This window comes from Chryseobacterium oranimense (assembly GCF_900129755.1).
In the GTDB taxonomy this organism is placed as follows: Bacteria; Bacteroidota; Bacteroidia; order Flavobacteriales; family Weeksellaceae; genus Chryseobacterium; species Chryseobacterium oranimense.
In genome coordinates this window covers 39215-64824 of sequence record NZ_FQWT01000009.1, presented here as the reverse complement: position 1 = coordinate 64824, position 25610 = coordinate 39215, and the positions used below count along the sequence as shown (strand labels likewise).

The 25610-nt window shown below is 38.7% G+C and carries 19 protein-coding genes; 14 read left to right on the top strand and 5 right to left on the bottom strand.

The features are described from left to right. The first annotated feature begins 38 nt into the window (after positions 1-38). Positions 39-995 carry an acetyl-CoA carboxylase carboxyltransferase subunit alpha gene (locus BUB03_RS20510; RefSeq protein WP_040997623.1) on the top strand — a complete coding sequence of 319 codons (957 nt, stop codon included), beginning with the start codon at positions 39-41 and terminating at the stop codon, positions 993-995. Between the two features lie 64 nt (positions 996-1059). Here BUB03_RS20510 and BUB03_RS20505 read toward each other — a convergent pair whose 3' ends face one another. Beyond that, complete coding sequence (locus BUB03_RS20505; RefSeq protein ID WP_073066675.1) at positions 1060-1818, bottom strand: DUF6759 domain-containing protein; 759 nt, start codon at positions 1816-1818, stop codon at positions 1060-1062. A gap of 144 nt (positions 1819-1962) precedes the next feature. Here BUB03_RS20505 and tsf point away from each other — a divergent pair, with 144 nt between their 5' ends. The 9 genes from tsf (at position 1963) to BUB03_RS20460 (ending at position 16386) form a co-directional block, all read left to right on the top strand. Then, positions 1963-2790, top strand: coding sequence for a translation elongation factor Ts (tsf, locus tag BUB03_RS20500; protein ID WP_040997627.1), 828 nt, complete (start codon positions 1963-1965; stop codon positions 2788-2790). Between the two features lie 375 nt (positions 2791-3165). Continuing rightward, positions 3166-6027, top strand: coding sequence for a T9SS type B sorting domain-containing protein (locus BUB03_RS20495; protein ID WP_073066672.1), 2862 nt, complete (start codon positions 3166-3168; stop codon positions 6025-6027). A gap of 139 nt (positions 6028-6166) precedes the next feature. Next, complete coding sequence (locus BUB03_RS20490; protein ID WP_073066669.1) at positions 6167-9010, top strand: T9SS type B sorting domain-containing protein; 2844 nt, start codon at positions 6167-6169, stop codon at positions 9008-9010. A gap of 112 nt (positions 9011-9122) precedes the next feature. After that, the gene (locus tag BUB03_RS20485) at positions 9123-12518 is read left to right on the top strand and encodes a T9SS type B sorting domain-containing protein (RefSeq protein WP_073066666.1); all 3396 of its coding nucleotides are present in this window, start codon (positions 9123-9125) and stop codon (positions 12516-12518) included. A 158-nt stretch (positions 12519-12676) separates the two neighbouring features. Continuing rightward, positions 12677-13465 (top strand): hypothetical protein, encoded by a 789-nt coding sequence (locus tag BUB03_RS20480; protein WP_040997634.1) that lies wholly within the window; start codon positions 12677-12679, stop codon positions 13463-13465. Between the two features lie 202 nt (positions 13466-13667). Next, entirely contained in the window at positions 13668-14441 is a 774-nt protein-coding gene (locus BUB03_RS20475) for a DUF6759 domain-containing protein (RefSeq protein WP_073066664.1), read from the top strand. A gap of 99 nt (positions 14442-14540) precedes the next feature. Next, entirely contained in the window at positions 14541-15218 is a 678-nt protein-coding gene (gene trmB / locus BUB03_RS20470) for a tRNA (guanosine(46)-N7)-methyltransferase TrmB (protein ID WP_040997637.1), read from the top strand. An 18-nt stretch (positions 15219-15236) separates the two neighbouring features. Further along, on the top strand, positions 15237-15935 hold the full coding sequence (locus BUB03_RS20465) for a DUF6759 domain-containing protein (RefSeq protein ID WP_175547524.1): 699 nt from the start codon (positions 15237-15239) through the stop codon (positions 15933-15935). 4 nt (positions 15936-15939) lie between these two features. Further along, positions 15940-16386, top strand: a complete 447-nt coding sequence (locus BUB03_RS20460; protein ID WP_040997772.1) for a DUF6759 domain-containing protein — start codon at positions 15940-15942, stop codon at positions 16384-16386. Positions 16387-16502: 116 nt separating this feature from the next. On the opposite strand, the gene rpsB is transcribed toward BUB03_RS20460, so the two are convergent. From rpsB to rplM, 3 genes are all read right to left on the bottom strand, one after another. Then, on the bottom strand, positions 16503-17264 hold the full coding sequence (gene rpsB / locus BUB03_RS20455) for a 30S ribosomal protein S2 (RefSeq protein WP_040997639.1): 762 nt from the start codon (positions 17262-17264) through the stop codon (positions 16503-16505). A 187-nt stretch (positions 17265-17451) separates the two neighbouring features. Next, entirely contained in the window at positions 17452-17838 is a 387-nt protein-coding gene (rpsI, locus tag BUB03_RS20450) for a 30S ribosomal protein S9 (RefSeq protein ID WP_007843277.1), read from the bottom strand. Positions 17839-17844: 6 nt separating this feature from the next. After that, a complete protein-coding gene (rplM, locus tag BUB03_RS20445; RefSeq protein WP_034706094.1) occupies positions 17845-18300 on the bottom strand; it encodes a 50S ribosomal protein L13 in 456 nt (151 codons plus the stop codon). Positions 18301-18652: 352 nt separating this feature from the next. Here rplM and BUB03_RS20440 point away from each other — a divergent pair, with 352 nt between their 5' ends. Beyond that, positions 18653-19756 carry a DUF3667 domain-containing protein gene (locus BUB03_RS20440; RefSeq protein ID WP_040997645.1) on the top strand — a complete coding sequence of 368 codons (1104 nt, stop codon included), beginning with the start codon at positions 18653-18655 and terminating at the stop codon, positions 19754-19756. A gap of 43 nt (positions 19757-19799) precedes the next feature. Here the strand turns inward: BUB03_RS20440 and BUB03_RS20435 are convergent, their stop codons facing one another. Next, complete coding sequence (locus BUB03_RS20435) at positions 19800-20135, bottom strand: hypothetical protein (protein ID WP_073066661.1); 336 nt, start codon at positions 20133-20135, stop codon at positions 19800-19802. Between the two features lie 187 nt (positions 20136-20322). Here BUB03_RS20435 and BUB03_RS20430 point away from each other — a divergent pair, with 187 nt between their 5' ends. The 3 genes from BUB03_RS20430 (at position 20323) to BUB03_RS20420 (ending at position 25608) form a co-directional block, all read left to right on the top strand. Then, entirely contained in the window at positions 20323-23670 is a 3348-nt protein-coding gene (locus tag BUB03_RS20430) for a methylmalonyl-CoA mutase family protein (protein ID WP_073066658.1), read from the top strand. A gap of 147 nt (positions 23671-23817) precedes the next feature. Next, complete coding sequence (locus BUB03_RS20425) at positions 23818-24852, top strand: hypothetical protein (protein ID WP_073066656.1); 1035 nt, start codon at positions 23818-23820, stop codon at positions 24850-24852. A gap of 45 nt (positions 24853-24897) precedes the next feature. Further along, complete coding sequence (locus tag BUB03_RS20420; protein ID WP_073066653.1) at positions 24898-25608, top strand: Dph6-related ATP pyrophosphatase; 711 nt, start codon at positions 24898-24900, stop codon at positions 25606-25608. Positions 25609-25610 lie beyond the last annotated feature (2 nt).

The following is a 25610-nucleotide window of genomic DNA, read 5'->3' as shown; positions in this document are numbered from 1 at the left end:
TTTTTCATAAATTTGAAAGATTTAATTTACTTCAAGAAATGGAATATTTAAGTTTCGAACTTCCTATAAAAGATCTGATGGATCAACTTCAGACTTGTTCTTTAGTAGGAGAAGAAAGTGGTGTTGATGTAAAATTAGCATGCAGCCAGATTGAGGATAAGATTTTGGAAAAGAAAAAAGAAATCTACGGAAACCTTACCCCTTGGCAGAGAGTACAACTATCCCGTCATCCGGATCGTCCCTATACAATTGACTATATCAATGGAATGGTAGACAAAGGAAGTTTCCTGGAACTTCACGGAGACAGAAATTTCGCAGACGACCCTGCAATGATTGGTGGTTTAGCTACATTGGATGGTCAGAAAGTAATGATCATCGGAACCCAGAAAGGGAGAACAACCAAAGAAAGACAGCACAGAAGATTCGGAATGCCGAATCCTGAAGGATACAGAAAAGCTTTACGACTGATGAAGCTTGCTGAAAAATTCAAGATCCCTGTGGTAACTTTAGTAGACACACCGGGAGCTTATCCTGGGCTGGAAGCTGAAGAAAGAGGCCAGGGAGAGGCAATTGCCAGAAACATCTTCGAAATGGTTCAGCTTAAAACGCCTATTTTCACTTATATCATCGGTGAAGGAGCAAGTGGCGGAGCATTGGGAATAGGTGTGGGAAACAAAGTATACATGCTTGAAAATACATGGTACACCGTAATTGCACCGGAAAGCTGCTCTTCTATTTTATGGAGAAACTGGGATCACAAGGAAGATGCAGCCAATGCATTAAACCTTACCCCACAAGATGCTTTAAGAGAAAAATTCATCGACGGTATTATTGAAGAACCTCTTGGAGGCGCTCAATATGACCCTGAAGTGGCTTACCTGAATCTTAAGCATTCTATTTTACAGAATATTAAAGCTTTTTCAAAGTTCTCAGGACAGGAACTTGAAACCCAAAGGCAGGAGAAATTCATTGCAATGGGACAGTTTAAAGGATAAAACAAAAAAGCGGTTAAGAAAATTTCTTAACCGCTTTTTATTTATAGTTTAGTTTTAATTGATCTTAATCGGCTACGTTGAGTGCAATTTCTATGTCCTGTGTTACTTTCTTGATTGAAGAATACTTGGCATCACACACCATTGTCGTCAGTACATATTCTCCTTTATCTATCAGAATAAAATTTTGTCCTTTTGCGGGAACGGTTAAATTATAATATTTTTTTCCGCTTATTTTCACAACAAGGTTACAGCTGGATCTGTTCTTGATATTGACGTAAGCCTCATTTTTATTCATGTCATTATTGAAGAGGTGGGTAAGCATTGCTGCCGTTTTTTTATTAGCTTCGCTGGGTCCCGATTTGGCAACCCCGGCAGTTTTGGCGGAACTTACCGAACCAACACTTGCCAGTCTTTCTTCTTTCAGAGCATTGATAGCATCATTGACCTTATCTGTATTCTTGTTTTCAGCAGGTGTTTTATTACTGGCTGCTATTACTTTACCGCTGTTAAGCTCATTATTCTGAACAATTTTTTCTATTTTTTCTTTACTGATTGGTTTAATGGTAGGTTTGGCTTCAGGAGAATTATCGGCCATAATCATTTCAATCAGTTTTCTTTTAAAATAATCGGTTTTGGCATGTCCGGGATTCTGTTTCAGGAAACCTGCAATCACTCTGGCCTCGCTGGAGGCTTCAGCATCCTGCTCTGTGTAGATGATTACTGTTTCTTTTTCTACGACCGCCTTGGATTTCGATTTTTTCTTTTTTTGGGAGAAACCTAAGGCAAAAATGCATAGAAATATAAGGAGAAAGATTTTTTTCATTAATCAAGTCTTTAAAATAGTATTAAATATATCAATAACGTGAAAAGTCATTTTTTAGTTTATCATTAAAATCATTATCTTTGCACTGCTTTAAAATTAAGCTAAAAATTAATACTAATCTTAAATAAAAAAATAATACATATTATGTCTTATACACCAGCTGCTGCAGACGTAGCAAAATTAAGAAACCAAACAGGTGCAGGTATGATGGACTGCAAGAAAGCTTTAGTTGAAGCAGAAGGAGACTTCGAAAAAGCAGTAGATATCCTTAGAAAGAAAGGGCAGAAAGTTGCTGCAAACAGAGCTGACAGAGAATCTTCTGAAGGTGCAGTAATCGCTAGAGTAAACGAGGATAACACTTTAGGTGCGATCATCTCTCTAAACTGCGAAACTGACTTCGTTGCTAAAAACGAAGCTTTCATCGAGCTTGCTTACGAATTAGCTGAAATGGCTATTTTCGCAGCTACTAAAGAAGAGCTTTTAGCTACAGATTTCCACGGACTTACTGTTGCTGATAAATTAATCGAGCAGACAGGAGTTATCGGTGAGAAAATCGAGATCGGAGTATTCGAAAGAATCGAAGGGCCTTACCTTGGAGCTTACATCCACGCTGGAAACAAAATCGCTGCTATCACTGCACTTTCTGCTAAAGTAGACGGAGCTGACGAAGTTGCTAAAGCTGTTTCTATGCAGGCTGCTGCAATGAACCCAATCGCTCTTGACGAAACCAGAGTTTCTCAGGAAACTATCGACAAAGAACTGGAAATCGAAAGACATAAACTTACTGAAGAAGGTAAGCCTGCAAACATTATCGACAATATCCTGAAAGGTAAAATGCAGAGATTCTACAAAGACAATACTTTGATCCACCAGGATTTCATCAAAGACAGCTCTATTTCTGTAGCTGACTATGTAAAATCTGTAAATGCAGATCTTAAAGTAACAGGTTTTGTAAGAGTAAGCCTAGCTTAATTATCCTTCAAAGAATCATACAGATCCCGGTGAAATTCACCGGGATTTTTTTGTACAGCCTATTCATACTGCCAACTTAACCTGAATCTAATCTTCTAATATTCAACAACATGACATTTTTGTTTGATTCAGACAAAACCTTCCGGCAGACATATCCGACAAAATTATATCCGGGATGGAAAAGTAAACGAAAGAAACCTTCCTACGGAACGTATTGTACGTAATTACATGGACGGAGCCTGACACGAAATTACCAGTTTCATATTCCGGATGGCTTTTAATTAAAAATCATGATTAATTTTTAACTTTTGTTATATTTATTTAACACTATTTCAAATATTATTTTAAATTTGTAGAAATCCTAATTCCACACACATGAAAAGATTTCTACTCAGCTTAGTATTATTTCTTTTATCAATTAACCCGCTCTTTGCACAAAGGGATACAGAACACTGGTTTGCTCCTATGGCAGCGAAACCTTCTGCTCTGTCAGTTCCAAAACAGGCTTTATACTTTTCTACGGATTCCACCACACCCTTCCCCGTAGAAATATACAGTAATGGAGTACTTCTTGGAACAGTAACCATTATGAAGGGTGATCCAAAAACCTTTGATATAACAACGGCAACGATGATTACCGATCTGCCTACAGAAATGTTCACCCCCATTGGTAAAGGGATTTATACTAAAGGGACAAAGCCATATTATGTAAATTTCAGGTTTAGTGTTACCAGCCATGGTGAAATATTAACGTCAAAAGGAAAAGCAGGTATTGGAAAAAAATTCTATGTTGCCGCTTCTCCAATGACCGGACAGTCCATTACTTATTTAAATTTTACAGCCGGAGTTTTAGCTACGGAAGACAACACTACAGTTACCGTTTCCGGATATAGTCCGGGATTACAATTTACCAACGGGACTACCGGAACAACCAATCCAACCATGACATTCACCCTTAATAAAGGGCAGGCATATATCATCGAAGGTAGAGACAATGTAGGAACCAATGCCACAGGTTTTATCGGTGCCAAAATAGTATCCGACAAACCGGTATCCGTGACTAACGGTAACTTTAACGGTCAGTTTGCTCTTCCTCCGGGTGCAGGATCGGCCGGTTCAGATATTGTTATGGACCAATCTGTACCAACAGACAGGCTAGGAAACGAGTTTGTCCTTGTAAAAGGAAACGGCGACAGTGATGACGGAGATGAAGATGCATTAATCATAGCAACAGAAGATAATACAGAGGTATTTCTTAACGGCTCTACCACTCCTATTCAGACCCTGAATGAGGGGCAGTGGGTAAGAGTGGGCCAAGGACCAAACAATACTTATGTTTTCCCCTATATTGATCAGGGAAGTTCTCACTTTAATATGCATATCAAAACTTCTAAAAATGCATATGTATATCAGCTTCTTGCAGGACTTCCAAACAGTTCAGCAACAGAAGGGTTCAATTATATCCCTCCTTTGAACTGCTTCCTGCCAAGGAAAATTGACGAAATAGGATTGATCAATCAGCTTCCTGAAACCAATTCCAGCGGTACGAAAAATGTAAAATTAAATATCCTTACTGAAACAGGCGCAATTGTTAATGTTACGATGAACGGAGCTCCTGCTCCAACAGTACAGGGACCTTTTACTGTAACAGGAACTACCGCATGGGTATCTTATTCGGTTCCCAATGTGACAGGAAACGTTACCGTTACCTCTTCAAAAGCCGTAACTGCAGGGATTTCCGCAGGTAGTGGTGCCGTAGGATATGGCGGTTACTTTGCAGGATTCTCATCAATCCCAGTAATTTCAAAAAAATCAGGAGAATGTGCTCCGGGTATCATTCTTGAGGTGGATGACACCTATGAAGGTTACCAGTGGTTTTTAAACGGAACCGCTATCCCGGGCGCAACAGCCAATACTTATTCACCTACAACTTCAGGAAATTATACCGTAAAAGTAACAATGGGTACATGTCCTCCTGTTACAACCTCTATCTATAAGGTATATACCTGTTTAAAACTAACTACCCAAACTCTGAGTGCGTGTTCCACTAAGGTAATTACGCCGGCATTCACTTCTTCAACACAAACTCCGGTACCAGGTACCCTAGTTATTATTACTGCACCAACGCATGGTACTGCTGTAGTAAACTCAAACGGAACCATTACGTACACTCCAACAGCCAACTATTATGGCCCGGATCAGATCGTATATAAGTTCTGTGGTAACGCTACTGAATTTATCGACTGTGAGCAGGTTACTTTAAATCTTACCGTAGTTCCTTTCGTAGTGAGAGATGCAATACTTAAGGCATGCCAGTATGATGTAGATCCTTATGCTTATTTTGATCTTACTAAAGCAAGCGTTACCGACTACAATGCGGTAATAAAAAAATACTATCCTACGATGGCTGACCTTACTGCCGGAACTAACGAAATTACAGTTCCTACAAACTATCCATCTGCCGGAGGATATGTTTATGTAAAAGTTACTACTAACGAAGGATGTACAGCAAATGCAAAAATTCAGCTGATTGCTCTTCCGATAAAAAAATCACCGGTTCTTGTTGACCAGTATATCTGTGCAGACGGCCTTACAAATCTGGATGCAGGTCCCGGATACGATTCTTATCAATGGAATACAGGAGCTACAACTTCTTCCATTCAAAATGTAGGTATTGGAGAATACACTGTTATTCTGGGCAAAAACGGATGTTTACTTCCTCAAATTGTAAGAGTAAGAAAAGCTGAAGATCCGGTAATCACTAAAATTGAAATATCCAACACAACAGCAACAGTAATTGTGAACGGTGGAAAACCTCCTTATAAATTTGCTGTAGATACACCAACCAACTGGCAGGATTCCAACATCTTCACAGGACTTACAAGAGGTCAGCATATTTTCTACGTAAAAGACGCTTACAATTGTGACCCTACTACCGTGGAAGTAACGGTTCCTAACCTGGTAAATGCTATTACTCCTAACGGTGACAATAAAAATGACTTTATCGATTACAGCGAGCTGGCCTATAAAGAAAACCTTTCTTTTGTAATTTACGACCGATACGGAAACATGATTTTCACCGGAAACAAATTCAACAATTACAAATGGGACGGAAAACATTATGACAAAAAGCTTGTAACCGGAACCTATTGGTATCACATCAACTGGAATGAATCTAACAAAGAAAAAACTCCAGTCTATTACACAGGATGGATTTTAGTTAAAAACATTGAATAACCATCTTTAAGCAATAAATAATTAACCGCGATTTGAAATCGCGGTTTTTTTTTAACAAAAAATCAATATTTTTTACATATTTTATAATCTCACTGAAAATATTCTCCTATTTTTGCGCCAATCCTTAATTCCCACATGTATGAAAACATTTTTACTCACTTTTCTTTTGCTGTTTACAGCAGCAAATCCGCTTTTTGCGCAAAGAGATACGGAACATTGGTTTGCTCCGATGGCGGCAAGAAGCACAAACATTATCAGCCCTCAACAGGCATTATATTTTTCTACAGATTCCACGACTCCGTTTCCTGTAGAAATTTATAGCAACAATATCCTGCTGGGAACCGTGACGATAGCCAAAGGGGCTCCCCAGACATTCCCTATTCCTTTGGGAAATATCATTATCAGCAATACTTCCGAAATGTTTGCTCCGGTAAACAAAGGATTGTACACAAAAGGGACAAAACCTTATTTTGCAACCTTCAGATTTTCTGTAAGCAGTCATGGTGAGATCCTGACTTCCAAAGGAAAAGCAGGAATCGGCAAAAAGTTTTATGCAGCTGTTGCCCCCATAGAAAATCCTGTGACGGCCTTGAATTTCACTACCGGTATAATGGCTACGGAAGACAATACTGTAGTTACCGTATCAGATTATTCTGCCAATGTAGAATTCAGCAACGGATGGACCGGTGTAACCAATCCGTCGCTCACATTTACTCTCAATAAAGGCCAGTCCTATATCATTGAAGGGGTTGGTGATAAAGCTGGAAACAAAGAAGGTTTTATCGGTGCCAAAATAGAGGCTGATAAACCTATTTCTGTGACCAACGGAAATTTCAACGGTCAGTTTGCCATCATTCCACCCGGTTCTTTTTTTGACGGAGCAGATATCGTAATGGACCAGTCCGTACCTACAGACAGACTGGGAAATGAATTTGTCCTCGTTAAAGGAAACGGAGACATTAGTGAAAGAATGGAAGACGCCCTGATTGTCGCCACAGAAGGGGGCACACAGGTATTCATCAACAATGGAGCAACACCGGCAATAACCTTAAACGAAGGAGAAAGCTACAGGGTGAACCAGCTCAATAACAATAATTACATCAATCAGGGTAATAATCACTATAACATGTACATTAAAACAACCAAAAATGTGTATGTATACCAGCTTCTGGCAGGCGTGGCCAACAGTAACGCTACAGTGGGATTCAATTATATTCCTCCATTGAACTGCTATCTTCCCAGAAAAATTGATGAAATAGGAAATATTAATATCCTGCCTCCTACGACCAATAATGTTAAATTAAACATTCTCACAGAAACCGGGGCTGCGGTTACCGTAAACGGTGGTACACCTCCTGCAGCACAGGGGCCATATCCTGTACTAGGAACCTCATCATGGGTATCTTATTCTGTACCTAACGTTACAGGAAATGTAACGATCACCTCTTCAAAAGCTGTAACTGCAGGAATATCCGGCGGAAGTGGTGTGGTAGGCTATGGCGGATATTTTGCCGGATTCTCTTCCATTCCGGTGATTGCCAAACAAACCGGAGACTGTATCCCCGGAATTGTACTGGAAGTAGATGACAGCTTTGATTCTTATCAGTGGTACAGAGACAGCACTCCTATCACCGGAGCTGTAACTAATTCCTATACTCCTACACAATCAGGCAATTATACTGTAAAAATAACGGTAGGCTCTTGTCCTCCGATAACGACTCCTGTGTATAAAGTATTCACATGTCTTACGGAAACCACCTTAAATCAAACGGTTTGTGACGGTGTTAAGCTGATTGTTCCCACATTTACCAATTCCACCCAGTCTGTAGTACCGGGCAGCGTAATCATCGTTACACCACCTGTTAACGGTAATGCAGTTGTTGATCCTGCTACAGGAGTTATCAGCTATGCTCCTGCATATAATTATGTAGGACCAGACTCTTTTGTTTACAAATTCTGTGGAAATAACCCTGACTTTACAGACTGTGAGGAAGTAACATTGAATTTAACGGTTTCCGAAAGCCCGGTCGTTACCAATGCATCCTTGAGAGCTTGCTATCTGGAAGCCAATCCGGCCACCGGATTATTTAACCTTACCAATGCTTCAGTCACTACGCAGCCGGGAGTTACAAAAAAATATTATCCTTCTCCTACAGATGCAGACAATAGTACGAATGAAATTTTAAACCCTGCCAATTATATTGCCCCTACAGGAGTTGCCTACGTAAAAGTAATCAACGCGAATGGCTGCTACAGAATTGCGGAAGTTTCCCTTACCGTTCTTCCTCCTGTAACCTCTGCTGTTCTTGTTGATAAAATTATTTGTGTGGAAGATAAAACCACACTTGACGCAGGACCTGGGTTCAATGGTTATGAATGGAGTACGGGAGCCACTACACAGGCAATCAGTAACGTTGGTGTAGGAACCTATTGGGTAAAGCTGAAAACAGGCGACTGTATTACCCTGCAGACGGTAAAAGTATATGCTTCCGAACAGCCTGTAGTATCCAATATTGATGTTTCAAATACTACAGTTACGGTATATGCAATAGGCGGAGCTCCTCCATATCAGTATTCACTTGATAATATCCAGTGGCAGGATTCCAATATTTTCACTGATGTAGCAAGAGGCATATCTGCGGTATATGTAAAAGACAGCTATAACTGTGATCCTATTAAAGTGGAAATTACTATTCCCAACCTTATCAATGCTATTACTCCCAATGATGACGGGGTAAATGATGTTTTGGATTATTCTTTACTGGCAGGTAAAAAGAACCTGGAATTTACTATTTTCGACAGATACGGAAGCAAAATATTCCGGGGAGATCAATCAAACGGTTATAAATGGAATGGAACTTTAGGCGGAAGCAAAAGAGTACCTACCGGAAACTACTGGTTTGAAATTCAGTGGAATGAGCCATCCGGGAAACAGACCGCAGTAAAATATACAGGCTGGATTCTTGTGAAGAGCAGAGAGTAACCCTGAAAATATGCCTTTCTAAACCGCGATTTTACCATCGCGGTTTTTTTATTATTTTTTCAAGGTATAAATCCATTTTATTATTAAATTTGTGTTAAACTCCCTCTACTGAATGAAAAAATTTTTATCTTTTTTATTTATACTTTATTTTTTCACCTTTGCCTTCGGTCAATTGGACAGGGAACACTGGTTTGCTCCCATGGTGGACAGAACCGGAAGTCCCAGTCCGTATCAGAAATTATATTTATCTACCAACAGAACCACTCCCTTCCCTGTAAATATTTACAGTAACAACATTCTGATCGGTACGGTAACCATCAGTAAGAATAATCCCCAGAAATTTGATGTACTCAGAAAATATATTATAACAACTCTTCAGACAGATCTGTTTACTCCCTCTACGAAAGGGCTTTATCTGCAGGCAGACTTCCCTTTTTATGCCAATCTCAGGTTTTCAGTATTCAACCATGCAGAGATTATTACCTCTAAAGGAATACCTTCTACAGGAAAAAATTTTTATGTCGCCAATGCTCCCATAACGGTTGTCAACCCCATCTTAAACTTTATGGCCAGTGTTCTTGCTACTGAGGATAACACAACAGTTACAATAAGCGGATATAAGCCAACAGTGCAGTTTTCCAACGGAACTACCGGCGCTACAAACCCTACCATGACATTTACCCTCAATAAAGGGCAATCCTATATTATAGATGGTTCAGGTTCCACCAATACAGATGGCTTTATTGGTGCTAAAATCACTGCTAACAAACCGGTGAATGTAACCAATGGGAATTTCAACGGCCAGTATTCCGGAAACTTTCCTTCAAGTTCTGATATTCTGATGGATCAGTCTGTCCCTGTGGAAAGGCTTGGAAGCGAGTTTGCCCTTGTCAAAGGAAACGGCAGTGTAGGCTCCAATATGGAAGGAGCCATTGTCATTGCTACTGAAAACAATACCCAGATTTTTGTCAATGATGAAATCCCTCCCCTTGCTACCTTAAATGCGGGGCAGTATTACGTAGTTCCGAACTCAAAATACAAACTGCAGGGAGCATCGCATTATAACCTTTATCTTAAAACTTCCAAAAATGCATATGTTTACCAGGTTCTGGCAGGGGATTCCGTATCAGGAAGTGAAGTGGCAACCGGCGGATTCAATTTTATTCCTGCCCTGAACTGCTATCTTCCCAAACAGATCAATGAATTAGGGTTTATTGATGAAAACTTTGTACATTCCACGGCTAATCCATTAGGGATTCTTAATATTCCCACAAAGCTGAACCTTATTACGGAAAAAGGCGCCAATGTTACAGTAAACGGGGCAGTTCCGCCTGCAACTACAGGCCCTTTCAACATGACAGGTACCAATAACTGGGTGACCTATGGTATTCCTAATGTAACCGGAACGATTACCGTAATTTCTGACAAAGCGGTTACCGCAGGAATTACTGCAGGAAGTAATGCTGTAGGATATGGAGGCTTTTTTGCAGGTTTCCCTACACAGCCTGTTATTTTAAGATCAGGAGGAAACTGTGTTCCGGGAATTGTTCTTACGGTAGACCCGGTAATTTATGATACCTATCAGTGGTATGTGAACGGCAACCTTATTCCCGGAGCTACAGGAGCATCCATCAGTCCCACACAGTCCGGATATTACACCTGTTCGGTAACTATGGGGAGATGTGCCCCTTTGGTAACGGAACAGTTTAAAGTACTGAACTGTACAAAACTGACCACAACAACCTATAATGTCTGTAATACCAAAACCATCACTCCTGCATTCAGCAGCTCTGCACAGGCTCCTGTTCCTTCCACTGTCGCTATTGTGAATGCGCCTACATTGGGAACGGTAGTCATAGATCCCGTGACCGGTGTTATTACTTATTCCGTCAACACACCCGGCACTACCGGAACAGATACTTTTACCTATACTTTCTGCGGGGATGATCCTGTTTTTACAGATTGTGAAACCGTAACCGTCACCATCAATATTATACCTCTTATTGTAACAAATGCCACATTGCATGCGTGTAATATCAACGGGCAGGGAACCTTCAATCTTACTTCCGCGAATGTAACCAACAACTCGCCGGTAACTATTACCTACTATCCTACCCTGGCAGATGCACAAACAGAAAATCCCGGAGCGCTTATTACCTCCCCAAATGCTTATACTGCACCAGACGGAACCATTGTCTATGCAGTGGTAAAAAACAATCTGGGCTGTAAAAGTATTGCCCAGATCACTCTTTCTTTATACAACCTGGCTATTGTAACCAACAATTATAACGGAACATTCTGTGATGATAATATGGACGGAACGGTCACCGTGAACCTTTCCAATATAACAGCTATTGTACTGAATAATCCCAATTATTTTACCAACGTAAGATATTATGCATCCCTTGCTGATGCCAATGCAGGAAATAACAATACACTTCCTAATAACTGGAGCTATACGGCAACAACCACTATTTACATCAGGGTGGAGTCCCCGGACGGCTGTGCCGTTGTAGTGAAGCCTTTACAGTTCAGTATCGGAGCCCGTGTTACTTTATTAACATCAGCAGTGGCCACGAGTCTTTGTGATGATGATCTTGATGGAACAAAAGCGGTCAACCTTACTCAGTTCATCCCGCAATTTACAACAGATCCTTCTGTAACTTATACTTTCTATGGAAGTCTGGGTAATGCTCAGAATAATATCAATCCTTTATCAGGAACAGTTAACGTTACAGGTACACAGACCTACTATATCAGATTTGAGAAAAGCGGGGTTTGCCCTGAGGTAGGATCTGTTAAAATCACTATCAAAACTCCTAAGAAATCAGACATTTTAAAAGATCAGGTTATCTGTTCAAAAGCAACCACTAAACTGGATGCCGGTCCAGGTTTTGAAAAATATCTGTGGAGTACTGGAGCTACCTCTCCTTCTATTTCCAATGTGCCTGTGGGAAGTTACTGGGTAGAGCTTACCTTCAACGGATGTGTTTACAAACAATATGTAAATGTTACAGAAGCTCCTCTTCCTACAATCAGTTCTATTGAAATTAACGGTTCTACTGTAACAGTCGGAGTGACTGGCGGTACCCCTCCTTATGAATATTCCCTGGATGGGGTGAACTGGCAAAGCATCAATATTTTCTACAATGTACCAAGAGGAAGCCATACCGTATTTGTGAGAGACTCCAAATTATGCGGTGAAGTAGATAAGCAGTTTGCTATCATCAATCTCATTAACACCATTACCCCTAACAGTGACGGCCACAATGATACGATCGATTATTCTGCTTTAATGAGCAATCCGAACCTTGAATTCAGAATTTTCGACCGTTACGGTGCTGAAGTTTTCAGGGGAAGCCCAAGTAACCGATACATCTGGGACGGAAGAATGGGCGGAAGACCTGTTCCTACAGCAACTTACTGGTATTTTATTACCTGGACGGAATATGGCACTTCCACTTCCGTAAAGTATACGAGCTGGCTCCTGGTAAAAAATAAAGAATAGAATGATTTTATTCTAAATTTCATCATATCTTTTTACTATTGAAACATTTATAACATTCATTAACAGTTTAATGTTAAAGTTTAATATAACTTTAACCTGTAATCACTATCTAAATAGGTATAAATTGCTGTATTTCTACGTAATTTTGCCCCAATTATATGAAGAAGCTAATTACCCTATTGCTGCTGATTTTTCTGGCAAAAATCAATGCACAGACCTATTCCGGAGAGGTATTTTTAAGAGACAACTCAATCTTGTATCTCAACCAGGTTTACGTAACCAATCTGAACACCCAGAAAACCGTACTTACCGATTATAACGGTACTTATAATATTCCTGCAGTTCCCGGTGATGTGATCCGTTTCACTTCCATTGTCACAGAAAGGAAAGATGTAAAGCTTACTCCGCAGATGATGCAGCAGAAAAACCTCATTGAATTAAAAATTGCCTACTACGAAATTCAGGAGATTGTACTGAACAGGTTCAAACCTACAGGAAATCTCAGGTATGATGTAAATTCTATAAGAAAAGAGGATAAAGGTCTTGCTATTAAAAAAGTAATTGGGCTTCCTGAGCCTAAAGGCGACGGAACTTCCCCAGAGCTTCCGGTTGCCGGATTGAGGGACGGAGGGCTTACCTTCAGCCTGGAAAGCATCTATGATATCCTTTCCGGAGACCGGAAGAAAAAGCAGCGCTATATGGCGTATGAAAGGATGAATAATTCTGTAACGCAGATCAAAAATTATCTTGGTAAGGATTATTTTGCTAAGTTTAAAATTCCGGATAACCTTATTGACAATTTCCTTCAGTTTGTTTATACTTCAGAAAACATTGAAGCTTATGTGCTTTCCGGTAATTTTGAAGCAATAAAGGTTCCTATTGAAAAGTATCTTCCGATCTATCAGAAAAGGCTTAAAACCTCGAATCTTCAGGAAGTTATTAAATAAACTTCTATTCAACATATTTTAAGAAATGTATATTATCTCATAATTTATAATGTACATTTCTTTTTTATTTAAAATTATGTTTAAATTTATCTGACTATTAAGTGTAAAAAATAAAAACAATAGTATTTCGTTATTACCATAAACTAATTGCCTAAAAACATAAATTAAAAAAGAACACCAGCCTTTAATTTAATATTTGTTAATGAAAAAATTACTTTTACTGTTTGTTTCTGTTCTGTTTTTTAATGTGTCTGCCCAAAAAAGAGGGAAAGACTACAGCAATATTTTAAAAAGTAAAAATATCTATGAGATCAATGCTTTTCTCAGAGATGCCCACCCTGATGATCCCAGGAGATCTGTTTTGAAGCCGAGGGTCATGGAAATGATGACGCAGTACATCAAAGATGCCCACCCTGCCGACCAGAAGGTGAAAGATATGCAGGAAATGCTTGCCCTGCTGAAAAGAAGACCTTCTACCAAGATCACTTTCGATGAAATGAATGCCATTATCAAACAGAAACAGATCGCCAAGTACAAGGCAGAGCTTGCCGCCAAACAATCTACAGTAACTTATACTCCAAGTACTGCCCAGAACACCTTTGTGGTAAATACAGCTGCCAATGCTGCTATTCCTAACGCAGAAGCCGAAGAGTTCAATATGCTGATGGCAGAAAATCCCGTGGAACACAAGAACAAAACAGTAAAAATATTAAACTCACTCTTCGATAACGACCCGAATAGCAAAACAAGCATCGTTCTTATCAAAAATAATTCTGACTGTAATATCATCGTAAGAATGGAAAGTGTAGGAAATACCAAATACAGACTTGCCGTTCCCGCCCATGATGACAGCACAATTGTTATAGATAAAGGACAGTATCTTTTCACAAGCCTTGTTTGTGGCGCCCAGTATGCTTCCCAAAAAACAATTGAAAAAGCCATTATGGTTACTTTAGGGAGTTCCGCAACACAGTAAACCGTCCATAAATATGCCCTGAAGCCAGTCTTTTATCTTTAAAAGGCAAGGTAATCTATGCAAAATTCACTATTTTTGCAGGATTTTATAAATAATTCGATGGGCAAAAATAAATTAGCAAGATTCGCTGAAAACAAGATATTACCAAATGTTATCCAACCCACAAGAGAGGATGCCTTAAACGGTTTTTCACTAAAAGGAAACTGGAGAAAGGACTTCTTTAAAAATGATCATCCGATTGTACTGGAACTGGGCTGTGGTAAAGGAGAATATTCAGTAGGACTTGCCAAAACATTCCCTGAAAAAAACTTCATCGGAATAGATATTAAAGGTGCCAGATTCTGGTTTGGTGCTAAAGAAGCTGTAGAAAACGGAATGACAAATGTGGCATTTCTCAGAACCCAGATTGAGCTTGTAGATTATTTTTTTGCAGAAAATGAAGTGGATGAAATCTGGATCACGTTCCCTGATCCTCAGATCAAATACAAAAGAACCAAGCACAGGCTCACTCACCCTGACTTTTTAGAGCGGTACAAAAAATTCCTAAAACCGGGCGGAATTATCCATCTGAAAACAGATTCAGAGTTTCTGCATGGCTATACATTAGGCTATCTACAGGGTGCAGGCTATGAAATCATCTCCGCTCATCACGATATTTATGGTGCTCCTGAATATGATCCCAACACGGAACACCTGAGAGACATAAAAACTTACTATGAAGAACTTTTCTCAGCTAAAGGAAAGACTATAACCTATATAAAATTCCGGATAAGCTAGTGAAATAAAAACAAATTGATGAAAAAAATTTTAACGCCCCTCCTCTTCCTGATCCTTACTTCGGGTACAGCTTCAGCGCAGAAAAAAACCAAAGACATTTTAAAAAGCACAAATATCAAGGAAATTGAAGAGTACCTTAAGAACACACATCCTGATGACCCTAAAAGATATGTGCTAAAACCCAAGCTTATTGCCTTAAAAAATTCGGAATGGACAAAAGGTGCTTCCAAAGCGAAACCTATGGAAGCCAGACCCGTAATGACGGATATTCCGAACAGGTTTATGAGAAATTCCAGTTCCAATGATGCGGAAGAGTTTAAAAAACTTCTTGCCGAAACCTCCGACCAGCATAAAGATAAAACGGTAAAGCTTCTGAACGCTATGTTTGATGAGGATATTACTAAAAAAGAGGCTGTACTCCTGTTCAGAAATAACTCGGACTGCAATATCATCCTGAGAATTGAAGGAAAAGACTTCTATAACCTAGCAGTTCCTGCTCACGGCGAGAATTTTATTGTTCTCAACAAAGGCTCTTATACCCTGAACAGTAATGTATGCGATGTAAAGTACTCTTCTCAGAAAGACATAAAAAAAAGTATATTTGTAGTCATTGAAAATCCGGGTACAAAAAAGCCACCAATAAACAGTGAGCCATCAAAAGAACAAAAAGAAACAGTACCTGTGAATGCTTCAAAAAAGAAAAGATCAAAAAAATAACTGTATGAAAAAGCTGCTCGCTTTCTCCGGAATTTCACTTATCCTTATGAGTTGTAGTGTAAACTATGGCAACTATCCTATAAGAACTTCTTATCCTTCAGTTTCGGGAAATACTTCCGGGAATTCTGCAATGAGTACGGAAAGGGAATATGCTGAGCTTATTAAAACCTATAAACCTGAAACTGCGGCCGTTTTAAATGATCTTCTTAATGAGGATTCTCCTTCCAATCCCAACACCTCCATTTCTGTCGAAAACAAATCGCCCTGCAATATGGTTCTTACAGTGAGCAGCAGTGGTTTCTTTAAAAAGATCCCGATAGGTTCCGGTAAGGTGGGTTACACCATGGTCCCTAAAAACAAAAATTATAGCCTCTCCGGAATGCTTTGCAATTCATCTTATCAGGCTAATAAATTCATTACTACATCATACGCTATAAAGATCAGTAATTAAGATAAAAACCCGCTCTGTAGAGTGGGTTTCTTTTTGGATTGAGTTTTGAGTAGACATCAATAAAAAAACGCTGGACCGAAATCCAGCGTTTTTCCTATATTAAAGAAAATCTTTAATTATTCTGCATCGAAATCAGCATCTTTATCAGCAGATACTACTTCTCCTTCTTCTTTAGATTTTTCTTTATCAGCTTTTCTCTGAGACTGACCTTCTTTGATAGAATCAGAAACGATGTTTAAGATCATATCGATAGATTTAGAAGCATCATCGTTTCCTGGGATAACGAAGTCTACTTTTCTAGGGTCAGAGTTTGTATCAACAATACCGAAAACTGGAATACCCAATTTCTTAGCTTCAGTTACAGCGATATGTTCTCTCATGATATCTACAACGAAGATTGCAGAAGGAAGACGAACCATGTCAGAGATAGAACCTAAGTTTTTCTCTAGGTTAGCTCTTTGTCTGTCAACCTGTAATCTTTCTTTTTTAGATAAAGTTTCGAACGTACCGTCTTTTTTCATTTTGTCGATAGAGTTCATTTTCTTTACAGCCTTTCTGATCGTAACGAAGTTCGTTAACATACCTCCTGGCCATCTTTCTGTAATATAAGGCATATTAAGTTCAGCAGCGTGCTTAGCCACTACTTCTTTCGCCTGCTTTTTAGTCGCTACGAAAAGAACTTTTTTACCTGCAGAAGTTAATTTTTCCAAAGCGCTGCACGCTTCATCCAATTTAACTGCTGTTTTATGTAAGTCTACAATGTGAATACCGTTTTTCTCCATAAAAATGTATGGAGCCATATTTGGATTCCACTTTCTGGTCATGTGACCGAAGTGTACACCAGCCTCTAGAAGGTCTTTTACATTTGCTTTTGCCATGTTTTCTGTTTTTGTTAGTTTACTTTCCGTCTTTTAAACAATCAACAACTTCTTTAGATGGGAGAAGCGTTTGGATGCTAAACGTAACGGGCAATTTTTTTGTTTAGATAAAATAGAACCAAGAACCAGGAGCCAAGATCTGAGAGCAAAGTCTTGAATCTTGTGTCTGATATCTTGAATCTTGATATTAACGTTTTGAGAATTGGAATCTCTTTCTTGCTTTTTTCTGACCTGGCTTCTTTCTTTCCACCATTCTTGCGTCTCTTGTAAGTAAACCAGCTGGTTTCAAAGCTAATCTGAATTCAGCATTGATTTCGCATAAAGCTCTTGAAATACCTAATCTGATAGCTTCTGCCTGTCCTGTATTACCACCACCGAAAACATTTACGGTAACGTCATACTGACCAACAGTCTCAGAAAGGATGAACGGTTGGTTTAATTTGTAAACCATCACGTCTGTAGAGAAATATTCTTTAGCGTCTTTACCGTTTACTGTAATGTTTCCAGAACCTGGTTTTACATAAACTCTAGCTACAGAAGTTTTTCTTCTTCCGATTTTGTGAACTATAGACATAATTAATTATTTAAATTCGTTAACATTAATTGTTTTAGGCTGTTGAGCTTCATGTTTGTGCTCAGTTCCTTCATATAGATAAAGGTTCTTCAATAAAGCAGATCCTAATCTGTTTTTAGGCAACATACCTTTTACAGATTTTTCCAATACTTTTAAAGAATCTTTCTTCTGAAGTTCAGCCGCAGTCATAGACTTCTGTCCACCAGGGTAACCTGTATGCCAGATGTAAGTCTTATCAGCCCACTTATTTCCGGAAAGCGTAATTTTCCCAGCATTCAAAACGATTACGTTATCACCACAATCTACGTGAGGTGTAAAGTTCGTTTTGTGCTTACCTCTCAAAATCTTTGCAACCGTAGAAGCTAGTCTTCCTAACGGCTGTCCTTCAGCGTCTACCACAACCCATTCTTTATTAGCAGTAGCTTTGTTCGCTGAAACAGTTTTGTAACTTAATGTATTCACACGTTTTAGTTAAAGATTAAACATAATTTTCCCCTAAAAGGGTGTGCAAAGGTACAAATTATTTTTGTAACCCAAAAACATATTTTATTTAATCTATACTGTCTCCTGGATTTGTCTTCATTTTAATAGATTCTATCAACTGCTTTGCTTTGGCACAGAACTTGTAAAAATCATGAGCGTTGAAAAAAAACATTTCGAAGATTCTAAAAACACAGGTGATAAAGTAAAGAGTTTAATCACTAAACTCTTACTTTATTAACTTAACATTAAAGATTTCCCTGAAAGCTTATTGATATAATTATTTTATGTCGTGAAATTTTTATATTTGCGACAAACCATATTCCCAATATCCATGAGCCACGGAAAAATCAGAGAAGACAAAACCTGCCAGAATTGCGGGCATACCGTAGAAGAAAGATTCTGCCCGCACTGCGGTCAGGAAAATACCGAAACCAGGCAGCCGTTTTATTTCCTTTTCACACACTTCATAGAGGACTTCACTCATTATGACGGACAATTCTGGGGAACCATCAAAAATCTGCTTTTCAGACCGGGAAGACTTACCAGTATTTATCTGGCCGGCAAAAGGCAGCAATTTGTACCTCCGGTAAAGCTTTACATCTTTGTCAGCTTTATTACCTTCTTCATGTTCGCCTTATTTCCTCTTTTTAATCTTAATTTTAATGAAAAAGAAAAAAATCCAAACGAAAAAAGTCTCTTTGAAAAAATAAAAGCCGCTGAAACCAAGGAAAAACTGGACAGCATAAAAGCTCAGAAAAACATCAGCAAAGAAGATTCAGCTGCCATTCAGAAACTTACCGTCATCGTTCCTGATTCTGCTAAGATAGATGATTTCGAAAGTGCTTTGGAAATGAACAAGAAAATAGACGAATCCACGGCTTATGAAGGCTATAAAACTCAAAAATCCTATGATTCGGCTCTTGCAAAAAACCCTTCAGTTTTTAATTTTATAAAAAAACCATTAGCCCACAAATTTTTCGAACTCAAGGAACAGGGAGTTACGAAAGGGGAAATATTCAAAAAACTTGCAGAAACTTCTTTCCACAACTTACCGAAAGCATTGTTTCTTTACCTTCCGGTGTTTGCCTTCTTTTTATGGATTTTCCATCATAAGAAGAAATGGTGGTATTTCGATCACGGAATTTTCACCCTCCATTATTTCTCTTTTCTGTTACTGAACATACTGCTGACATCGTTCATCATAAAACTGGCAAGTGTAACAGATATCCGGGCAATTAATATGCTTTTGTATTTACTCATAAGTGCTCTGATAATTTACAGCATTCTGTATTTCTTCATTGCACACCACCGTACTTATCATGCACACGGCATTGTGAGTGTTTTTATAGGAGGTATATTATTTATGATTAACTTCTTTGCATTTACATTCCTCGTTATCGGCCTTGCGCTGGTAAGCTTCCTGATGATGCATTAATAAATAAAATAAAAAGAGGCCGTTTGAAACAGCCTCTTTTTTATTATTGATTTCTGAGTGATTTACTTCCCCGAAAGCTGGCAATCAGATAATAGGCAACAAAAACCGTTGAAAATTTAAGTATTGAAGGAATCGCAAGCTCCAGACTGAATAATAGTGTCCCTATTAAAACCAAGACGCCCATTACCGCAAAAGAAATACCTAATTTTTGCGGCAGCGTGAAATTGGGAGTATCCAGATAATAGGCAATTCCCCATGCTATCCCAAAGGCCAGCGCATAATATAGGTCGAGAACAATATTTTCAGAACTGTAAAAAAAATAATTGATAAGGAAACTAATTACTGTTCCTAAACCAAAATACATCAAAGCCTTTTTCATACCATATAATATATAACAATGCAAAAATAGAGATTTTACACATCTTTTTAAACGAATGATTGTTAAGCAGGAGAAAAACTAACCTTCCCATCATTAATAACAGACTTAAAATCAATAAATTAAACAAAATCAAAAGGTTCTTATTTTATTGTTATATTTGGAAATTCAGAAACTTTCTAGATTTTTTATGGAAACCCAAAAATATACTCCAACCAACAAAGTAAGAATCGTAACAGCAGCGTCATTATTTGACGGACATGATGCTGCGATCAATATCATGCGCCGCGTGATCCAGGGAACAGGATGTGAAGTGATCCACCTTGGCCACGACAAATCAGCTGAAGAAGTGGTGAACACAGCGATACAGGAAGATGCCAACGCTATTGCATTAACCTCGTATCAGGGCGGTCACAATGAATATTTCAAATATATCTACGACCTTTTAAGAGAAAAAAATTCCCCGCAGATCAAGATTTTCGGTGGTGGCGGCGGTGTTATCCTGCCTGAAGAGATCACCGATCTTATGGATTACGGTATCGACAGGATTTATTCTCCGGACGACGGCCGTGAGCTTGGTCTTCAGGGAATGATTGATGATCTTGTGAAAAGGTCAGATTTCGCAACCGGAAAAGAGGTTACAGCAAGTGATCTGGATTCCATCAGCTTTGAAAACTCTACAAGCATTGCAAAAATCATTTCTGCGGTTGAAAACTTTTCAGAAGAAAAACCGGAACTGGTAAAAGCGATTGATGAAAAATCAAAAGATTTGAATATTCCTATCATCGGGATCACAGGTACCGGTGGAGCAGGAAAGTCTTCATTAACAGATGAGCTGGTAAGACGTTTTATCCGTTCAAATCCTGACAAAAAAATTGCCATCATCTCTATTGACCCTTCCAAAAAGAAAACAGGAGGTGCACTTTTAGGGGACAGAATCCGTATGAACGCGATCAATGATCCGCGGGTTTATATGCGTTCAATGGCAACAAGAGAAAACAACGTTTCCGTTTCTCCGTTTATCCACTCTGCATTAAATGTGCTGAAATTAGCGCATCCTGATGTTATCATCCTTGAAACTTCAGGTATCGGGCAATCCGGATCGGAGGTTTCTGATTTTGCGGATGTTTCCATGTATGTAATGACTCCTGAATATGGAGCTTCAACTCAGCTGGAAAAAATCGACATGCTGGATTATGCAGACTTAGTGGCTTTAAATAAATCTGATAAAAGAGGGGCGCTTGATGCTCTTCAAGCTGTAAGAAAGCAATTCCAGAGAAACCATTTACTGTGGGAGCAGCCGTTGGACGAAATGCCGGTTTATGCTACAAAAGCATCACAGTTCAATGACCACGGAACCACTGAATTATATAACAAATTGATTTCAAAGGTAAACGATAAGTTTTCCGGCCTGGATCTGAAAACTTTCGTTGAGCAGGAAATAACAGACGAAGTAACGATCATCCCTCCAAAAAGAGTACGCTATCTTTCTGAAATTGTAGAAAACAACAGAATATATGATGAAAACATTGAAAAGCAGGCCGAGCTTGCCAGAAAAATGTATCATATTGACGGTGTTAAAAAAATTATTTCCAATGAAGCTTTAGACGCTGAATATCAAAAGGCTGAAAAGGAACTTCAGCAGGAAAACATCGACTTCCTGAAAACCTGGGAAGATACGAAAAAGGCTTTCCATGAAGAGTTTTATTCCTATTTCGTAAGAGGAAAGGAAATTAAGGTGGAAACCTCAACAGAGTCTTTATCCCACTTAAGAATTCCAAAAATTGCTTTACCAAAATATAATGACTGGGGAGACCTGATCAAATGGAAAGGCCAGGAAAACCTGCCGGGTGGATTTCCTTACACCGCAGGTATTTATCCGTTCAAAAGAACAGGAGAAGATCCTACAAGAATGTTCGCAGGAGAAGGAGGCCCGGAAAGAACGAACAGACGATTCCATTACGTTTCTGCCGAAATGCCTGCAAAACGTTTATCTACAGCCTTCGACTCTGTAACGCTTTACGGCCAGGACCCGGCTTTACCACCGGATATTTACGGTAAGATCGGAAACGCGGGAGTTTCTATTGCAACACTGGATGATGCCAAAAAGCTGTATTCAGGGTTTGACCTTGTGAATGCTCTGACTTCCGTTTCAATGACGATTAACGGTCCTGCTCCGATGCTGCTTGCTTTCTTTATGAATGCAGCCATCGATCAGAATGTTGAAAAATATATCGCTGAAAACGGTCTTGAATCTAAAGTGGAAGCTGTTTTAAAGGCAAAATTTGATGATAAAGGTTTAGAAAGACCAAAATATAACGGTGAACTTCCTCCTTCCAACAATGGCTTGGGATTAAAGCTGTTGGGAATCACAGGAGATGAAGTTATTCCGGCAGATGTTTATGCTGAAATTAAGGCCAAAACTATTGCAACGGTTCGTGGAACCGTTCAGGCTGATATTTTAAAAGAAGATCAGGCGCAGAATACCTGTATTTTCTCTACTGAATTTGCTTTAAGATTAATGGGCGACGTTCAGGAGTATTTCATTAAAGAGAAAGTAAGAAATTTCTATTCTGTTTCTATTTCAGGATATCATATTGCCGAAGCCGGAGCCAACCCGGTTTCCCAGCTTGCATTCACATTGGCAAATGGTTTCACATATGTAGAGTACTATCTGTCAAGAGGAATGAATATCAATGATTTTGCACCGAACCTTTCTTTCTTCTTCTCCAACGGTATTGACCCTGAATATTCAGTGATCGGTCGTGTAGCCAGAAGAATCTGGGCAAAAGCCATGAAAATGAAATACGGGGCAGATGAAAGAAGCCAGATGCTGAAATACCACATCCAGACTTCAGGACGTTCTCTTCATGCCCAGGAAATTGATTTCAATGATATCAGAACGACGCTTCAGGCACTGTATGCAATCTACGATAACTGTAATTCTCTTCACACCAATGCTTATGACGAAGCTATTACCACTCCTACAGAGCAATCCGTAAGAAGAGCAATGGCTATCCAGCTGATTATCAATAAGGAATTGGGATTAGCTAAAAATGAAAATCCGCTTCAGGGATCATTTATTATTGAAGAACTGACAGATCTTGTAGAAGAAGCAGTGTATGCAGAATTCGACAGGATTACGGAAAGAGGCGGTGTTCTTGGTGCTATGGAAACCATGTACCAGCGTTCCAAGATCCAGGAAGAATCCATGCATTACGAATGGCTGAAACATACCGGAGAATACCCGATCATCGGGGTAAATACATTCCTTGGAAAAGACGGCTCTCCAACGGTTCGTCCGGGAGAAGTGATCCGTTCTACTGAGGAGGAAAAACAGGTTCAGATTGAAAACCTACACAATTTCCAGAAATCGAATGCCGATAGGTCTGCGGAAGCTTTAAGACAATTACAACACGCTGCCATCAACCAGCAAAATTTATTTGGAGTGATGATGGATGCTGTAAAATACTGTTCCCTTGGACAAATTACCAATGCTCTGTTTGAAGTGGGTGGTAAATACAGAAGAAATATGTAATCCGTAGCCGTACAGACAATTGTTGGCTACTTAACGTATCAATAATTTACAAATTAAAACCTCAAGGAATTTTCTTTGAGGTTTTAATTTAGATTCAACTTAATAAGTATTATTTTAGCAATTGAAAAATTTATAACCTCAACATTAATGAAAAAAATTTTGAACCCTACTTTAATTTTATTAGGAATCATGTTTTCGGTTTCTATGTATTCCCAAAAAAGAACCGAGGATTTTTCAATCAGTTTTCCTGATAAAAAACTAGACAAAAGTTATTATAAAGCCATAAAACTTATTGATGCCAGAATAGACTCTACATCTTTGGGAATTGTTCAGAAAGGAGCATTCAACACTAAGGCAAGAGTTGTTCCTACAACCAATCTTAATGATCAATTCCAAAATCTGTTAAACAACATTAATGGTGAAAATACAGATGACGGTACAATTGTAATGTATCTAAAACAGTTGTATTTTGCCGAAATTACAGGAGCCTTTAGTGAACACGGTTACTGCTACTTCCAGGCTTATTTGTTTGCTAAAAACGAAGACGGAACTTATTCTTATCTCGACAAAATAGATTCAGTTATCGATCATTCATCTATGGATGTTACCAAAGCTACGATGAAAAAAGGAAGCGAAATGGTAAGTGACTTTATAAGCAGAAACGTTTCTAAAAAAGCAATACAAACAGACCGATACACTTTTAATGATCTCAAAAATTTTGATGAAATTGAAAAACAAAAATTAAGTTTATATAATTCTCCGGAACTAAAGGAAGGAATTTATCCTGATTATAATTCTTTTAAAAACCTTCAACCGTCTGAAAAAACAATTTCCAGTGCAAAATTCTACGGAAAAACCAATAAAATCATTAAACTTTACGAAACAATAGAAGGTAAAGAAAAGGAAATTAAAAAAAATGATGTATTTGCCATTGTTTATAATGGTTCTCCATATATTTATTTGCCTGTGGAAAATGCTCTCGTGAAGGCTGAAAAAAGAGATGGAGATTTTTATTTTACCGGAAAAATAAAATCAACTGCAAAAACAGGAGATGTGGTTCTTGCTTCTGCATTCTTCGGGATTATTGGCGGGTTACTGGCTTCACAGTCTACTTCGGTTCCGTTTGAGCAAAAACTTGACTACATCAATGGAGGATTTATTCCTATCAAAGAAGTTAAATAATAATTCACAGAATCTCTCTATTTTTGGGAGATTTTTTATTTTCAAATGAAATCGAAAGCCGTATTCAACTGGAGCAGTGGAAAAGATTCTGCCCTTGCCCTTTATAAAATCCAGCAAGAAAACAAAACTGAAATTACCACTTTACTGACCACCATCAATAAAGAGTTTCAGCGGATTTCCATGCATGGTGTTCATGTATCTTTACTGGAAAAGCAGGCTGAAAGTATGGGAATTCCTTTAATTAAAATGGAACTTCCCAAAGAACCGTCTATGGAGGAATACCGTGATATCATGAGTAAAACGATGACCGATATTCAGTCTTTGGGAATTACCCGGTCCGTTTTTGGTGATATTTTCCTGGAAGATCTCAGACAATATCGTGAAGACCAGTTGAAAGCCATCGGAATGGAAGCTGTATTTCCGCTCTGGAAACAGAACACGACAGACCTTATCCATGAATTTCTGAACCTTGGATTCAAAACTATCGTAACCTGCGTGAATGAAACGTATCTCGATAAAAGTTTTGCAGGAAGAATCATTGATCGGGATTTTATCAATGATCTTCCGGAAAATGTTGATCCATGCGGAGAAAATGGAGAATTTCACACCTTTACTTTTGACGGACTCATTTTTAAAGCTCCTGTTCACTTTGAAATCGGCGATACTGTAAAGAAAACCTATCCTAAACCTAAAGCCAGTCCAGAAGAGGAAGATGGCGAATACGTTTTCTGGTTCTGTGATCTGATTCTGAAATAACA

Excerpts from the sequence above, each read along its gene's own strand:
- BUB03_RS20510 (WP_040997623.1), top strand. The coding sequence starts at position 39 with ATGGAATATTTAAGTTTCGAACTTCCTATAAAAGATCTGATGGATCAA.
- BUB03_RS20505 (WP_073066675.1), bottom strand. The coding sequence starts at position 1,818 with ATGAAAAAAATCTTTCTCCTTATATTTCTATGCATTTTTGCCTTAGGT.
- tsf (WP_040997627.1), top strand. The coding sequence starts at position 1,963 with ATGTCTTATACACCAGCTGCTGCAGACGTAGCAAAATTAAGAAACCAA.
- BUB03_RS20495 (WP_073066672.1), top strand. The coding sequence starts at position 3,166 with ATGAAAAGATTTCTACTCAGCTTAGTATTATTTCTTTTATCAATTAAC.
- BUB03_RS20490 (WP_073066669.1), top strand. The coding sequence starts at position 6,167 with ATGAAAACATTTTTACTCACTTTTCTTTTGCTGTTTACAGCAGCAAAT.
- BUB03_RS20485 (WP_073066666.1), top strand. The coding sequence starts at position 9,123 with ATGAAAAAATTTTTATCTTTTTTATTTATACTTTATTTTTTCACCTTT.
- BUB03_RS20480 (WP_040997634.1), top strand. The coding sequence starts at position 12,677 with ATGAAGAAGCTAATTACCCTATTGCTGCTGATTTTTCTGGCAAAAATC.
- BUB03_RS20475 (WP_073066664.1), top strand. The coding sequence starts at position 13,668 with ATGAAAAAATTACTTTTACTGTTTGTTTCTGTTCTGTTTTTTAATGTG.
- trmB (WP_040997637.1), top strand. The coding sequence starts at position 14,541 with ATGGGCAAAAATAAATTAGCAAGATTCGCTGAAAACAAGATATTACCA.
- BUB03_RS20465 (WP_175547524.1), top strand. The coding sequence starts at position 15,237 with ATGAAAAAAATTTTAACGCCCCTCCTCTTCCTGATCCTTACTTCGGGT.
- BUB03_RS20460 (WP_040997772.1), top strand. The coding sequence starts at position 15,940 with ATGAAAAAGCTGCTCGCTTTCTCCGGAATTTCACTTATCCTTATGAGT.
- rpsB (WP_040997639.1), bottom strand. The coding sequence starts at position 17,264 with ATGGCAAAAGCAAATGTAAAAGACCTTCTAGAGGCTGGTGTACACTTC.
- rpsI (WP_007843277.1), bottom strand. The coding sequence starts at position 17,838 with ATGTCTATAGTTCACAAAATCGGAAGAAGAAAAACTTCTGTAGCTAGA.
- BUB03_RS20440 (WP_040997645.1), top strand. The coding sequence starts at position 18,653 with ATGAGCCACGGAAAAATCAGAGAAGACAAAACCTGCCAGAATTGCGGG.
- BUB03_RS20435 (WP_073066661.1), bottom strand. The coding sequence starts at position 20,135 with ATGAAAAAGGCTTTGATGTATTTTGGTTTAGGAACAGTAATTAGTTTC.
- BUB03_RS20430 (WP_073066658.1), top strand. The coding sequence starts at position 20,323 with ATGGAAACCCAAAAATATACTCCAACCAACAAAGTAAGAATCGTAACA.
- BUB03_RS20425 (WP_073066656.1), top strand. The coding sequence starts at position 23,818 with ATGAAAAAAATTTTGAACCCTACTTTAATTTTATTAGGAATCATGTTT.
- BUB03_RS20420 (WP_073066653.1), top strand. The coding sequence starts at position 24,898 with ATGAAATCGAAAGCCGTATTCAACTGGAGCAGTGGAAAAGATTCTGCC.